This is a genomic window from Sphingomonas sp. FW306-1B-B10E (genome assembly GCF_058782005.1).
Window position 1 is genome coordinate 1 of sequence record NZ_JBYSXG010000041.1, and the last position, 14,036, is coordinate 14,036.

A 14,036-nucleotide genomic window follows, 5' to 3' on the forward strand; every position below is an offset into this window, starting at 1 on the left:
ACGCTCCGGTGCGTGGCGAAGATTCTGATGGGCGCGCAGACGCGCGCACCCACCCCCAGCCCCTCCCTGCAAGCGGGGGGAGCTACATCTCACCCCCGGTGGCGTACCATCGTGATCCCGATCGATTCGTCATTCTCGGCGATCGCCAGCTTGACGATGCGCACCTCGACGCGCTGGACGCGCTTGTCCGAGACGAGCAGCGTCTCGCAGACATGCTCGGCCACCGCCTCGATCAGCGTGAAATGGACATCCTTGGGCAGCCCGGTCGTCGCGGCATGCTTTAGGTCGATATAGCTCTTCGACGCGCTCAGCGGCGTGTCCGGTGCGAATCGCTCGGGCATGTCGAGATCGGCGGTGACCGAGATCCGCAGCGGCTGCGGCAGGTGCGTCTCTTCGGAATAGATCCCGGTCAGCACCTCGACCTCGAGGTCGTGCACCTGGAGCTGGAGCAAATCGCGCAAGTAATCGCCTTTCCTGAAATCCCGGCCCCCTTAGGGTCCGTACTCCATACCGGCAACGGCCGTGATCTCCGGGCGACCGCGAAGCGGCGGGCCGCTTTTGGCGCACAGCCACGTCACTCGTCGGTCACGATGAACACCGCATCGCTCCCTCCTCGTTCCTCCCTGTGCGCCAAAATCGGCTCCGTCCCGGCCGTTGCCGGTATGGAGTACGGACCCTAGCAGAAGCCGCCGGACTGAAAAGTGGCGCCGCCCTTCGCCCATTAATCCTTGCGCCGGGGCGGATCGGCGCTAAAGCGCGCGCCCCGGCCCCGCGCCGGGCGTTTCATAAAGACTGCTGGCAAGGAATGGACGTGATCGCATTGGTGCCGTTGGCTGCTGTCGACCCCGAGGCCGTGGAGGCGCTGCTCGATCGCGCCTTCGGTCCGGACCGGCGCACCCGCACCGCCTATCGCGTGCGCAGCGGCACCCAGCCGGTCCCCGAGCTGAGCTTCGCCGCGGTGGATGCCGACCAGCATTTGCTCGGCACGATCCAGTGCTGGCCAGTCGAACTGGCCTGCGACGACGGCGCGACCGTCCCGCTGGTGATGGTCGGCCCCGTCGCGGTCACGCCCGAGCGCCAGCAGGCCGGCATCGGCCGCGCGCTGATGGACCGCATGCTCGATGCGGTTCCCGACTGTGCCGCCCCGGGCTGCGGCGCGTTGATGCTCGTCGGCGACCCCGAATATTATGGCCGCTTCTTCGATTTCACCGCCGAGCGCACCAGCGCCTGGCGCCTGCCCGGCCCGTTCGAGCCGCGCCGCCTGCTCGGGCGCGGCGAAGGCATTCCCGATTGCGCCGGCATGCTCGGCCCGCGCGTGGCGCAGCCGGCTTGAGGGCGAGCGCCTGCGCGCCTAACGAGACCTGATGCCGACGCCCCCGCCCCTCGATCTCGCCAGCCTGTCGCTCGCCGAGATTGCACGCCTCGCCGAGGAGAGCCGGCTTCCTCCGGTCGAGAGCTGGAACCCGGCGCATTGCGGCGACAGCGAGATGCGCATCGCACGCGACGGCACCTGGTATCACCAGGGATCGCCGATCGGCCGCGCAGCGATGGTCCGCTTGTTCTCGACGATCCTGCGCCGCGAATCCGACGGGCGATTCGTCCTCGTCACTCCGGTCGAGAAGCTCGATATCGAAGTCGAGGACGCCCCCTTCGTTGCGGTCGAGATGAAGACCGAGGGCGAAGGCGAATCGATGAAGCTTGCCTTCCGCCTCAACACCGGCGACCTGCTCACCGCGGGTCCCGAGCACGCGCTGCGTTTCGAGGCGCGCGAGGACGGCCCCCGCCCCTATCTCCACGTCCGCGGCGGGCTCGAGGCGCTGATCGCCCGGCCGGTCTATTACGAACTCGCCGAGATCGCCCTCACCAATGCCGGAACGCCCCCAGGGGTATGGAGCAACGGCGCCTTCTTCGCGCTCGAGCCCCAGGCATGACGCTTGCCGACCGGCTGCGCGAGGGGCTCGCGAGCCCGCACGACCCCATCCTGCTCGCCGGCGACCATTTCGATTTCGACCCGAGCGTCGCGGGCAATCCCGCCGCGGTGCTCGTCGCCGTCACCGATCGCGCCGAACCGGGAGTGATCCTCACCCAGCGCACCGAAAGCTTGCGCCGCCATCCCGGCCAGGTCGCCTTTCCCGGCGGAAGGATCGACCCGGAGGACGACGGCCCGATTGCCGCCGCGCTGCGCGAAGCCGCGGAGGAAATCGCCATGCCCGCCTCCGCGGTCGAAATCGTCGGCACCGCCGATCGCTACCGCACGGTTACCGGCTACGAAGTCACCCCCGTGATCGGCGTGGTCCCGCCCGATCTCGCTTTGGTCCCGGCCGAGGCCGAAGTCGCGGCGGTGTTCGAAGTCCCTCTCTCCTTCCTGTTCGACCGCGCCAACCAGGTCGAGGCGACCGCGCACTATCAGGGTCAGGAGCGCCGCTATTACGAGATACTCTGGGAGGATCGTCGCATCTGGGGCGCCACCGCGGCGATGATCGTCAATCTTTCGCGGAGGCTGCGGTGGACCGCCTAATCCTCCCCGCTGCCCACTGGCGCGACCGCGAGGGCCTGGCGCGCCTCGTCGAAGTGCTCGGCGATGCGCGCTATGTCGGCGGCTCGGTGCGCGATACGTTGCTGGGCATACCGGTCTCCGATGTCGATCTAGCGACGGCGCTGCCCCCCGAGCGCGTGGTCGAGCTACTCCGCGCTGCCGAGATCAAGGCCGTCCCCACCGGCATCGAGCACGGCACGATCACCGCGGTGCTGCCGAGCGGCCCCGTGGAGGTCACCACGTTGCGCCGCGACGTCTCGACCGACGGCCGCCGCGCCACGGTCGCCTTCACCGACGATTGGCGCGAGGACGCCGCGCGCCGCGACTTCACGATGAATGCCCTCTACGCCGATCCCCGGACCGGCGAGATCTTCGACTATTTCGGCGGCCTCGCTGATCTCGAGGCGCGCCATGTCCGTTTCATCGGCGATCCGCTCCAGCGCATCGCCGAGGATCATCTCCGCATCCTGCGCTTCTTCCGCTTTCTCGCGCGATTCGGCGACCGTGCCGATCCCGAAGGGCTCGACGCCTGTACCGCGCGCGCGAAGGACCTGATGGCGCTGTCGCGCGAACGCATCCGCGACGAATTGCTCAAGCTCTTGGTCGCGCGCGACGCAGTGAAGGTCGTGGAGCTGATGCTCGCGCGCGGCATCTTCGAACCCGTCCTTCCCGAGGTCACTTCTGCCGCGCAGCTGGCGCACCTCGCCGCGCGCGAGGCGGGCTCCGACGTCGCGCCGCATCCGATTCGCCGACTCGCCGCTTTGATCCCCCAGGATCCCGGCCTCGCCGACCAGCTCGCCGCCCGGCTGCGGCTGTCCAAGGCCGAGCGCCAGCGCCTCGTCGCCGCGGTGTCGGGCTTCGAAGACGAAGCGAAGCCGCTCGCTTATCGCCGCGGCCCCGATACCGCTGTCGATCTGCTATTATTGTCCGATCGCGACCTCGCCCAGATTAGCGAGATTAAGGCGTGGGAAGCGCCGCGCCTGCCGCTCACCGGCGGCGCGCTGGTTCAGCGCGGCCTTGCCAAAGGCCCGGACGTCGCGCGCGCGCTTCGCGCCGTCGAGGATCGCTGGATAGCGGAAGGATTTCCCAGCGAGGAACGCGTCGGCGCAATCGCCGACGAAATCGTCGCTCAGGCGTTGCGCGCGACAAGCAGCGCGTAGGCTTCCGCCTGCGGCAGCGGCTGGGCATAAAGATAGCCCTGGCCATAGCTACAGCCCAGCGCCGCGAGCGTCTGGGCGAGCTCGTTGGTCTCGATCCCCTCGGCGGTGGTCTGCATCCCCAGGGCCTGGGCGAGGCTCAGCACCGCGCGGACGATCGCGATCTTGTCGCGGTCGGCGAGCATGCCCGAGATGAAGCTGCGGTCGATCTTGAGCAGGTCGATCGGCAGCTTCTGGAGATAGGCGAGGTTCGAGTAACCGGTGCCGAAATCGTCCATCGCCAGCGTGGCACCGAGGTCCTTGAGCGCCAGCATCGTCCGGCTGATCCGGTCGGGATCGCTGACGATCGCGCTCTCGGTCAGCTCGAGCGTAAGTCGCGATCCGGCGATACCCGCCTGATCGAGCGCTGCCTGGACCATCTCCGGAATCCGGTCGCGCTGGAGCTGGATCGCCGACAGGTTGACCGCGACATTGACCCCGCAATTGCCCCCCGCGGCGCGATCCCACGCCGCCAGCGTCCGCGCCGCCTCTTCCATCGCCCAGCGGCCGAGCGGCACGATCAGTCCCGATTCCTCGGCTACGGGAATGAAGTCGTTGGGCGACAGCGCGACGCCGCGCTCGTTGGTCCAGCGCGCCAGCGCCTCGAACGAGACGATCCGGCCCGAACCGAGGTCCCATATCGGCTGGTAGCTCAGCGTCATGTCGCCATTCTCGATCGCGCGGCGCAGTTCGGTCTCGACGCTGAACTGCTCCCGGGCGATGTCGAAGGCGCGTGTGTGATAGAGTTCGGTGCGTCCGCTGGTCTTGGCGCGCTTGACGGCAAACTGCGCGTGGCGAATCAGATCCTCGGGCTCGCCGAGATCGTCCGAGCCGAGCGCGATGCCGATCGAACATTCGACGCGGATCTCGAAGTCCGAGAGCCGGAACGGCGTGGCGAGCGCTGCCTGGACGCGCTTGGCGACATGGAGTGCATCGCCCGGTCCTTCGTCCAGCGTCAGCAGCACGCCGAACTCGTCGCCCCCCATCCGTGCGAGGATGTCGCGCCCGCGAAGCGCACCCTTGAGCCGGCGCGCGACCGAGATCAGCAGCTCGTCGCCGGCGAGCCCGCCCATGCAGGCATTGACGCGGCTGAAGCGGTCGAGATTGACCACCAGCACCGCGTAGCTCTCGGCATTTTCGGCGGTGATCAATGCTTCGAGCTGGTCGCTGAACCCGGCACGGTTGGGCAGTCCGGTCAGGCTGTCGGTCGCCATCTCGCGGCGCAGGCTATGCTCGGTGCGCAGCTCGGAGGTCTGGTCGACCAGGGTGACGAGACACCGGCCGAGGCCGCGATGCGCCTCGCGCCGTGCGAAGGTCACCCGGAAATAGCGGCAATCGACTTCCTCGCCGAACTGCCAGGCGATCTCGTGATGCGTCTCGTCCGATTCGAGGAAGCGACGCAGTTGGCTGCCGAGCAGCCGGACCAGGGGCGATTCGGCCGCGACCGTCCCCAGGCCGGCCATGCGAAACGCGCGATTGATTGCGCGGAACTGGAACTTGCCGTCCTCGAGGGTCAGCGAGACGGCAGGCACCGGCAGGAGGTCGAGCATCAGCCCGGTCTCACGCGGATCAGGCGCGCAGCTGCTCACGCCACGCGGCGCAAGTTCCGCGATCGCGGCCGAGCTGGACCTGAGCTTCCCGAATGCCATTGCCTGCACCGGGTTAGGCCCAAATGGTTAAACCCCGCTGAAGCGGGATGAAATCTCGCTCAGAAGCGATTGTCGCGCGGGAAGCCCGTCGGCGGCATCCGTCCGGCCGCGCCGCGCGCCGCGCGCCACGGCGAGAGGTCGGTTTCGCTCCGCGTCCGCCCGGTCTCGCCGCCCATCGCCCAGCTCAGTCCCTCGGCCATGCGGAAGGTCCGCGCGTCCGACAGTCCGCCGTCGCGGTAGCGCTGGAGCTGCACCCCCTGCCCGCGGCCCAGCTCGGCGACTTCCGAAAGCGGGAAGACCAGGAGCTTGCGGTTGTCGCCGATCACCGCGACCGCGTCGTCCTCCGCCGGGACCGGCCGGACCAATTTGAGCTGCGCGCCGGCGCGCGGCGTCACCACCTGCTTGCCCTTGCGCGTCTCGGCGATCACGTCGGCCACGTTTACGATGAAACCGCGCCCGTCGCTCGCCGCGACCAGCAGCTTGCTCGCCGCGCTGGCGGGCAGCAACGCGACGATCTGGCGCTCGCCTTCCAAGTCGACCATCAGCCGCACCGGTTCGCCAAACCCGCGCCCGCCGGGCAATTTGTCCCCGCCCAGCGTGTAGAAGCGGCCATTGTCGGCGGCGAGCAGCAACTTGTCGGTGGTCTGCGCGTGGAAGGCGAAGAGCGGCCCGTCGCCTTCCTTGAACTTGAGCGTCTCCGCCGATGCCAGCTCGACATGCCCACGCATCGCCCGGATCCAACCGCGCTGCGACAGGATCACGGTGATCGGCTCGCGCTCGATCATCGCCTCCAGAGGGATCTCGCGTGCCGGCGCCGCTTCCTCGACCTTGGTGCGGCGCGCGCCCAGCGGCGTGTCGAGCCCGTAGCGCTCGATCATCTTGCCGAGGTCGCGCTTCATCCTCGTGCGCTGCCGTGCATCGGACGACAGCAGCGTCTCGAGCTCGGCCTTCTCCTTCAGCAGCGCCGCTTGCTCGCGCTTGAGTTCCATTTCCTCGAGCTTGCGCAAGCTGCGCAGCCGCATGTTGAGGATCGCCTCGGCCTGGCGGTCGCTGAGCTCGAACTCGGCGATCATCACTGCCTTGGGCTCGTCCTCGGTGCGGATGATCTCGATCACCCGGTCGAGGTTGAGGAAGGCGATGATATAGCCGCCGACCAGTTCGAGCCGGTCGGCGATCTTGTTCAGCCGATGCTCCGAGCGCCGGCGCAACACGACGAACTGGTGCTCGACCCACGCCGCGATCGCTTCCTGCAGGCTCATCACGCGCGGGGTGCGGTTCTTGTCGAGCACGTTGAGGTTGAGCGGCACGCGCACTTCGAGGTCGGTCAGCCGATAGAGGCTGTGGATCAGATCCTCCGAGCTCACCGTGCGGCTGCGCGGCTCGAGCACGATGCGGATGTCCTCCGCCGATTCGTCGCGCACGTCGCCCAGGATTGGGAGCTTCTTCTCGTTGATCAGCTCGGCGATCGCCTCGATCAGCTTGCCCTTCTGGACGCCATACGGGATCTCGGTGACGACGAGGTGCCAGCCCCCGCCCTTCTCGCTCACCCGCGCGATCTTGGCCCGCACCCGGAAGCTGCCGCGCCCGGTGGCATAGCTTTCGGCGATCGCCGCCGGGCTGTCGACGACCACGCCGCCGGTCGGGAAATCGGGCCCGTGGACATGGTCGAGCACGTTCGCCGCGGGGTTGTCGATCAGCGCCACCGCGGCGTTCATCAGCTCGGCGGCATTGTGCGGCGGAATCGCCGTCGCCATCCCCACCGCGATTCCCGCGGCGCCATTGGCGAGCAGATTGGGGAACAGGCCCGGGAACAGCTCGGGCTCTTCCTCCTCGCCATTATAGGTCGGGCGGAAATCGACGGCATTCTCGTCGAGCCCGGCCATCAGGTCGATCGCGACCTGGGTCAGCCGCGCCTCGGTGTAGCGATAGGCCGCGGCGTTATCGCCGTCGATATTGCCGAAATTGCCCTGCCCGTCGACCAGCGGATACCTGAGCGCAAAGGTCTGCGCCAATCGGACCATCGCGTCATAGACCGACTGGTCGCCATGCGGGTGGTATTTGCCGATCACGTCGCCGACGACGCGGGCGCATTTCTTATAGCCGCTCGCCGGATCGAGCCGCAGCAGCCGCATGGCCCAGAGCAGCCGCCGATGCACCGGCTTCAGCCCGTCGCGGACATCGGGCAGCGAGCGCGCAGTGATCGTCGACAGCGCATAGACGAGATAGCGCTCCGACAAGGCACTGTCGAAGGGGATATCGCTAGGGCCGGAAGGATCGACGGAGTCGGTATCGAGGGACATATTATGTTCCGGATAGCAGGCATTGCCCCGCTACGCCAAGCTGGCCGTGCCCGGCTGATGCGAGAAGGCCGGCGCAGCTTCGCCCCCCCAATCCCTCTCCCGCTTGCGGGAGAGGGTGGCGAGCGCAGCGAAGCCGGGTGAGGGTTCAGTGGGAATGTCCTCACGGTCATTCCCACTGAACCCTCACCCCATCACCGGACCTTCGGTCCGTCTCCCCCTCTCCCGCAAGCGGGAGAGGGAATTCGGCGAACGAAGGCCCCTTACTCCACGCTCGCAGGCGCCACGAACGCCCCAAGCGGATCGTCCCGCGCCGCCGCCGCGACTTCGGCGAGCAGCCAGTCGCGGAAGAAGCGGATCTTGGGCAAGTTGCGCTTGGAGTCGGGGTACATCAGCCAGAAGCTGTTGCGATAGGTTGCATAATGCGGGAGCGGCTGGACCAGCAGCCCGGCATCGATCGCCGGCTGCCACATCGGCGGGCTGAGAATCGCCACGCCATGCCCGGCAATTGCGGCATTGCCGTCGAGCACCTGCGAATCGAAGCGGATGCCCGAAGCCTGGGCGCGATCGACATCCTCGCCGATCGCGTTGCAGAACCACAAATCCCACCAATCGTCCTCGGGCGAGATCCGCGGCAGCCGCAGCAGGTCGGGCGGAGTCTCGACCGGCGGATGCTTCGCCAAAAACGCCGGGTTGGCGAGCGGCGTCACCGGCATCCGCATCAGGAAATGCGCGCAAAGCCCCGGCATCGGTCCCGCGGCACCGCGCAGCGCGATATCGGCGTCGCCGGCCTGCAGATCGACCATCTCGTCGCTGACCAGCAGCCGCACGGCGAGTTCGGGGCGGAGCAACTGGAACGAGCCGAGCCGCGCCGCGAGCCAGTTGGTCGCCAGGGTCCGCGGCGCCGCGATCGTGATAACGCTCTCCGATTCGACGCGCACCGATGCGAACGCCTCACCCAACGTATCGAAGGCGCTGCTGATCTGCGGCGCAATCCGGCGGCCGAGCTCGCTGAGCCCGACCGCACGGCCATTGCGCGTAAATAAGGCAGCGCCGAGCCGCTCCTCGAGCAGTTTGATCTGATAGCTGACCGCAGCCTGGGTCATTCCCAGCTCTTCGGCGGCGCGGGTGAAATTGCAGTGCCGCGCGGCGGCCTCGAAGACGCGGACGGCGGCAAGCGGCGGGATCTGGCGCATTCCACATTTATAAGCTCAGCTTATTACTCAAGTCCAACGATTTGTTGGCGTAAAGGCCGCCTGAGGTCCAGATCACCGGGGCTGCCGCAGATGGCACGATATGAGGAATTGAGCCATGCTGAACGCTTTGACTTTGCTCGCCCTTTTCGCCGCACCCGCCCCCCAGGCGGCACCGGCAGAGGTCGCGCCGACCCGCAATGTCCGGATCGCGGATCTCGATCTTTCGCGTCCGGCGGGCCGCGCCGAACTCGACCGCCGGCTGGCCCGCGCGGTGGAGAAAGTGTGCCCTGATCGGGAAATCGGCGACGCCGTCCGCTCGCTCGCCGCACAACGCTGCCGCGCCGAAACCCGCGCCCGCATCGCGCCGCTGCGCAATCGCGCCGTCGCACAGGCGACTGCCCCCGCGCAATTGTCGAGCGCAGGACGCTGAGCGCCTTCGAATACCCCGCCGGCTCCCGATAAATTTGCTCGGCGGCGACTGCGAGCGGCATGCGCCGCTCGCCTTTTTCCACAAGGCAGGCTGATCGATCGGATAAGCCAGACTGATTAGCCGATCACTTCGTCAAAAGGAGAAGCCCCATGTCCCCCGACTATGAAGGCGCCACCTGGGCCGACCGCCACGGCGATCTCAGCGTTGGCATCGCACACCTGTTCGACAGTCTCGCAATCGTATTCGAACGCCTCGCCGCGATCGAATATGACGCCCCTTGGGAGCGCACGCACAACTAAGTATTTGATAAGAATACTCAAACGACAGTCGCCACAATTTGGACCAAAATATGGCCAAATTGTGGCTTGACGCGTTTCGACGTACGTGATGACATATCATCCTCATCGCAGGAGATATGCCGATGCGTGCCATTGCCCCCAAGCACCTTGCCGCGATCATCGCCGTCGCGACGCTTTCCGCTTGCTCCGCCAACGAAGCCGGGGAGTCCGGCAAGGCCGGTCCGCCCGCCGAGTCCGTCGTTGTCGAAACGCGCTCCGAGAGTGTGGGCGATTCCGCTACGTCGCCGCGCCAAGGTGGCGCCGACGCCGCCAACCCCGCCGAGGCGCCGCCCAAACTCCCGATCTCGCTGCCCAAGCTGACCTATGCCTATGCGCTGTCCTATCTGCTCCCGGGCGACAAGATTGCCGCCGCGCAGGATGCGCACCGCGAGATGTGCGAAGATATGGGGCCGGCGCGCTGCCAGTTGCTCGCGCTCGAACGCGGAGTCGGCGAAGAACAAGCTGACAAGGCCAGCCTCAAGCTTCGCGTCGCCACCGCCGAGGCGCGACGCTTCCAGGTGCTGCTCGATCACGAAGTAAGCGAGGTCGGCGGCCGCGCCGATAATGCCAAGATCGCCACCGACGAGGTTTCGAAGGACATCGTCGATGCCGAAGCGCGCATCCGCCAGCGCGAACTGCTCGTCGGCCGCCTCACCGAGATCCTGCGCAAGCGGGGCGGCAAGCCCTCCGAATTGCTCGAGGTCGAACGCAACGTGACACAGGCGCAGGAGGAGCTCGACCAGGCCAAGGGCTGGCTGAGCGAGCTGCGCGGCCGCGTCGCCATGTCCGAGTTCGAGATCCGCTACGCCGCGATCGCCCCTGCGGCATCGTCGCAGGCGCTCGGCAGCTATCTCGGCGAAGCGGCGCAGGGGTCGGGAGCGGTGTTCGACGGCGGGCTCCGCGTCCTTCTGTCGCTCGCGATCTATCTGCTGCCCTGGGTCGCGCTCTTCGGGCTGCCGGTGCTCGGCCTCCGCGCCCTGCGCAAGCGCCGCACTGCGATCGAGCGGGCGTAAGGCCACAACACCGTCATCCCGGCACAAGCCGGGATGACATGCCGTCTCGCAACATGGCATTCGCCTAATTGCCAGGTCCGATCCCAGTGCTCCTGCGAAAACAGGAGCCTAGAGCCACAGACCCCGTCCTGCGTGATCCTGGACTCCTGCTTCCGCGGGAGCACTCTACTTTCAGCACACCTGGCCATTGCGCGACTTCGAATTGTGTGATGTGATAACATCACAATAACGAGGAGGATGGGATGCGGAAGCGGTTCATCATGATCGTGTCGGGCAGCTTCGCCGGACTGACGGTTCTCGCCACCTGCCTGTTGCTGATCCAATCGAGCGAGATGCAGCGGGCGCAGAACCATGTCGACGCCAAAACCCTGGCGATGCCCGAAGCCCCACCCCCTCCGGCCAGCCCTCGCACCCGCTTCTCGAGCTCAGCCGAGAATCTGCCGAGCTTCGACGTGCCGGCGGCGCCCACGGGGACGGAGTCGACTACCGACCCCGCGCCCTCGACGAAGCCGATCGCGGTCAGCGTGCCGCAGCTCGCTTATGCCTATGTCCTCGGATATCGCCTTCCCGGCCCGCGCATCGCCGAGGCGCAGCAGGCGCATCTCGCGCTGTGCCAGGATCTCGGCCCGACGCGCTGCCAGTTGGTCGCGATGCGAGGCGGCAGCTCGGACGACGGCTACGCCAATGCCAATCTCCAGCTCCGCGTCGCGAGCAGCATCGCGCAACGCTTCCGCGCCGATCTCACGCGCGTGATCGCCGGCGTCGGCGGGCGCCCGGCCGAGGCGAACATCAGCGCCGACGACGTATCGAAGGAGATCGTCGACACCGAGGCCCGCATCCGGCAGCGCGAGATCCTCGTCGCGCGGCTCACCGAGATGCTGCGCAATCGCCAGGGCCGCGTCTCCGAGCTGGTCGAGGCCGAACGCAGTGTCGCCGCCGCGCAGGAGGAGCTGGACCAGGCCAAGGGCTGGCTTCAGGAATTGCGGACCCGCGTCGCGATGTCGCGCTTCGCGATCAACTATGTCCCGGGAGTGGCGGTCGAGCCTTCGCCGCGCGCGCAATCGGGCCGGCTCGGCGACGCGCTCCTCGCCTCGACGGGCATGTTGTTCGCCTTCGCGCGCAACCTGCTGATCGTGCTGATCTTCGTGCTGCCCTGGGCGCTGATCGCCCTTCCCGGCGTGGTGCTCGTCCGGCGCTGGTACAAGCGTCGCGCGCTACAAGCGGCGGAAGCGTGATTGCGCCGCAACACGGCATCCAGTATAGCGCCGGGCTTCCAACAGCCCCGGCTGCCGTGCGGTCCTAGTCCGTACCGCCGGGGCGACGCTTTTCAGGGGTAAGAGCCACGATGGCACGCCGCCGGCAGATCTACGAAGGCAAGGCCAAGATCCTCTACGAGGGTCCGGAGCCGGGCACGCTGATCCAGTATTTCAAGGACGATGCCACCGCGTTCAACGCGCAGAAAAAGGGCACGATCAACGGCAAGGGCGTGCTCAACAATCGTATTTCCGAGCACGTCTTCACCCTGCTCGGCGGGATCGGCATCCCCACGCACTTCATCCGCCGGCTCAACATGCGGGAGCAGCTGATCCGCCAGGTCGAGATCGTGCCCATCGAAGTCGTCGTGCGCAACGTCGTCGCCGGCAGCCTCGCCAAGCGCCTCGGCATCGAGGAGGGCACGCCCCTCCCCCGCACGGTCGTCGAATATTATTTCAAGGACGATGCGCTCGGCGACCCGATGGTCACCGACGAGCATATCCTCGCCTTCGGCTGGGCCGCGCAGGAAGAGCTGCACGACATGGCCGACATGGCGATCCGCGTGAACGACTTCCTCTCGGGGCTGTTCGCCGGGATCGGCATCCGCCTGGTCGACTTCAAGCTCGAATTCGGCCGGATCTGGGACAATGACTATGCCCGGATCATCCTGGCGGACGAGATCAGCCCCGATGGCTGCCGGCTGTGGGACATGGCGACCAACGAGAAGCTCGACAAGGACCGCTTCCGCCGCGATCTCGGCGGCGAGGTCGAGGCCTATCAGGAAGTCGCGCGCCGCCTGGGCCTGTTCCCCGAAGGCGCAGATTCGGCGGTGCTCGACCTCGAAAGTCATCGCAAGCGCCGCGGGAAATAAACGCCGCCGCCGCACAAGTCTTCAAATGCGATGACTTGCGGCGACATCGTTTAGCTCTCTTTAACCTTGTCTGGCTACTTTTCGTCTCGACCCAGAGCGGGTGAGAGACGGGGAGTTCCAATGAATCGTGTACTGTTCGCAGCCTTGCCGCTGCTCGCGCTCGCGGGCTGCGGAGGAAGCACCTCGCCCCAGACGGTCGGCAGCATCGCACCGCCGACCGGTGGCACCGGCGGTTCCGGCGGCAATGGCGGCGGCGTGACGCCGACTCCCTCGCCTTCGCCCACGCCGAGCCTCACCGCCACGTTCCTCGACGTGACCAGCGAGACCAGCTTCGACGCGGTCGGCGCGTTCCACTCGATCGAGCAGGATTCGAACACCGGCGCGAGCCTCTACCAGGGCGACGCGACCACGGTGAAGGCGCCCGGCGCCACCGTGACCTACAATCCGCGCGACGGCATCTTCACGCTCGCGGTCAACGACACCAATGCCGGCATCAATCACAGCTATCGCTTCCAGGACCCGGGCCATCGCAACGACGGCAACTTCGCCGAAGTGCCCAATTACGCCGGCTACAATTATCTGACCGTGCTCGCCGATGCCAACAGCTCGGCCTACGCCACCTTCTTCTATCAGCGCCCCGGCACCCAGACGACGACCTATGTCACGCTGGCCGGCTATGTCCGCACTTCGAACGGCAACGGCATCTTCAACGCCGAGCGCGGCGCGTTCGTGTTCGGCTCGCCGACCGCGATCGGCCAGGTGCCGACCGCGGGTACCGCGACCTACAAGGGCGGTTTCGTCGGCACGATGATCGGCGGCAGCACGCTGCAATGGCTCGCCGGGACCAGCGAGCTCAAGTTCGATTTCGGCGCCAGCGCGCTCACCAGCCTCAAGCTCGCGGGCAATACCGGCGACGCCTATGACCGCGGTTCGCTGGTCCCCACGCCGGCGATCGCCAGCGGCACCTATTTCGAAGCCAATGGCAGCGGCGCGATCGACCTGATCCGCAGCGGCGGTTTCACCGGCAAGTTCAACAGCGTCTGCTTCTTCGCCGCCTGTGGCCAGGCGGGCTCGACCGCAGTGGACTTCCGCTCGATCTCGCAGGGCGCGAGCACGGCGGGCGCGAGCTCGATCGACGGCGCCTTTTATGGCCCGGGCGCTGTCAATGTCGGCGGCAGCTTCCGCGTGATCGGCGGCGTGCCCAACACCCGCATCGACATCCTCGGCGCCTTCACCGGCGCCAAGCAGCCCTAACC

General features: G+C 67.1%; 14 protein-coding genes. 10 read left to right on the forward strand and 4 right to left on the reverse strand.

Annotation, left to right across the window (positions count from 1 at the left end):
• Positions 1-89 precede the first annotated feature (89 nt).
• On the reverse strand, positions 90-461 hold the full coding sequence (locus AC3WJI_RS15285) for a dihydroneopterin aldolase (protein WP_492758141.1): 372 nt from the start codon (positions 459-461) through the stop codon (positions 90-92).
• Positions 462-811: 350 nt separating this feature from the next.
• Here AC3WJI_RS15285 and AC3WJI_RS15290 point away from each other — a divergent pair, with 350 nt between their 5' ends.
• From AC3WJI_RS15290 to AC3WJI_RS15305, 4 genes are read left to right on the forward strand one after another with little or no spacing between them, the layout of a single operon-like run.
• Positions 812-1,333 carry a GNAT family N-acetyltransferase gene (locus tag AC3WJI_RS15290; protein WP_492758142.1) on the forward strand — a complete coding sequence of 174 codons (522 nt, stop codon included), beginning with the start codon at positions 812-814 and terminating at the stop codon, positions 1,331-1,333.
• Between the two features lie 31 nt (positions 1,334-1,364).
• A complete protein-coding gene (locus AC3WJI_RS15295) occupies positions 1,365-1,931 on the forward strand; it encodes a DUF1285 domain-containing protein (RefSeq protein ID WP_492758143.1) in 567 nt (188 codons plus the stop codon).
• A complete protein-coding gene (locus AC3WJI_RS15300; protein ID WP_492758144.1) occupies positions 1,928-2,518 on the forward strand; it encodes a CoA pyrophosphatase in 591 nt (196 codons plus the stop codon). The genes AC3WJI_RS15295 and AC3WJI_RS15300 overlap by 4 nt, the downstream gene beginning before the upstream one ends.
• Complete coding sequence (locus tag AC3WJI_RS15305) at positions 2,506-3,696, forward strand: CCA tRNA nucleotidyltransferase (protein WP_492758145.1); 1,191 nt, start codon at positions 2,506-2,508, stop codon at positions 3,694-3,696. Before AC3WJI_RS15300 ends, AC3WJI_RS15305 begins: the two co-directional genes overlap by 13 nt.
• On the opposite strand, the gene AC3WJI_RS15310 is transcribed toward AC3WJI_RS15305, so the two are convergent.
• From AC3WJI_RS15310 to AC3WJI_RS15320, 3 genes are all read right to left on the reverse strand, one after another.
• Complete coding sequence (locus AC3WJI_RS15310; protein WP_492758185.1) at positions 3,666-5,282, reverse strand: putative bifunctional diguanylate cyclase/phosphodiesterase; 1,617 nt, start codon at positions 5,280-5,282, stop codon at positions 3,666-3,668. The two genes, AC3WJI_RS15305 and AC3WJI_RS15310, sit on opposite strands and share 31 nt — an antisense overlap.
• 158 nt (positions 5,283-5,440) lie before the next feature.
• Positions 5,441-7,681: a DNA topoisomerase IV subunit A gene (gene parC, locus AC3WJI_RS15315; protein WP_492758146.1), complete on the reverse strand. Its 2,241-nt coding sequence runs from the start codon at positions 7,679-7,681 to the stop codon at positions 5,441-5,443.
• A 260-nt stretch (positions 7,682-7,941) separates the two neighbouring features.
• On the reverse strand, positions 7,942-8,874 hold the full coding sequence (locus AC3WJI_RS15320; RefSeq protein ID WP_492758147.1) for a LysR substrate-binding domain-containing protein: 933 nt from the start codon (positions 8,872-8,874) through the stop codon (positions 7,942-7,944).
• Between the two features lie 115 nt (positions 8,875-8,989).
• Between AC3WJI_RS15320 and AC3WJI_RS15325 the strand changes: the two genes are divergently transcribed.
• The 6 genes from AC3WJI_RS15325 (at position 8,990) to AC3WJI_RS15350 (ending at position 14,034) form a co-directional block, all read left to right on the forward strand.
• Positions 8,990-9,304: a UrcA family protein gene (locus tag AC3WJI_RS15325; RefSeq protein ID WP_492758148.1), complete on the forward strand. Its 315-nt coding sequence runs from the start codon at positions 8,990-8,992 to the stop codon at positions 9,302-9,304.
• Between the two features lie 149 nt (positions 9,305-9,453).
• Positions 9,454-9,603 carry a hypothetical protein gene (locus AC3WJI_RS15330; RefSeq protein WP_492758149.1) on the forward strand — a complete coding sequence of 50 codons (150 nt, stop codon included), beginning with the start codon at positions 9,454-9,456 and terminating at the stop codon, positions 9,601-9,603.
• 122 nt (positions 9,604-9,725) lie between these two features.
• Positions 9,726-10,655, forward strand: a complete 930-nt coding sequence (locus AC3WJI_RS15335) for a DUF4349 domain-containing protein (RefSeq protein ID WP_492758150.1) — start codon at positions 9,726-9,728, stop codon at positions 10,653-10,655.
• 242 nt (positions 10,656-10,897) lie between these two features.
• The gene (locus AC3WJI_RS15340) at positions 10,898-11,890 is read left to right on the forward strand and encodes a DUF4349 domain-containing protein (RefSeq protein ID WP_492758151.1); all 993 of its coding nucleotides are present in this window, start codon (positions 10,898-10,900) and stop codon (positions 11,888-11,890) included.
• Between the two features lie 110 nt (positions 11,891-12,000).
• Positions 12,001-12,780 (forward strand): phosphoribosylaminoimidazolesuccinocarboxamide synthase, encoded by a 780-nt coding sequence (gene purC / locus AC3WJI_RS15345; RefSeq protein ID WP_297384278.1) that lies wholly within the window; start codon positions 12,001-12,003, stop codon positions 12,778-12,780.
• A gap of 120 nt (positions 12,781-12,900) precedes the next feature.
• Positions 12,901-14,034 carry a HupA family protein gene (locus tag AC3WJI_RS15350; protein WP_492758152.1) on the forward strand — a complete coding sequence of 378 codons (1,134 nt, stop codon included), beginning with the start codon at positions 12,901-12,903 and terminating at the stop codon, positions 14,032-14,034.
• Positions 14,035-14,036 lie beyond the last annotated feature (2 nt).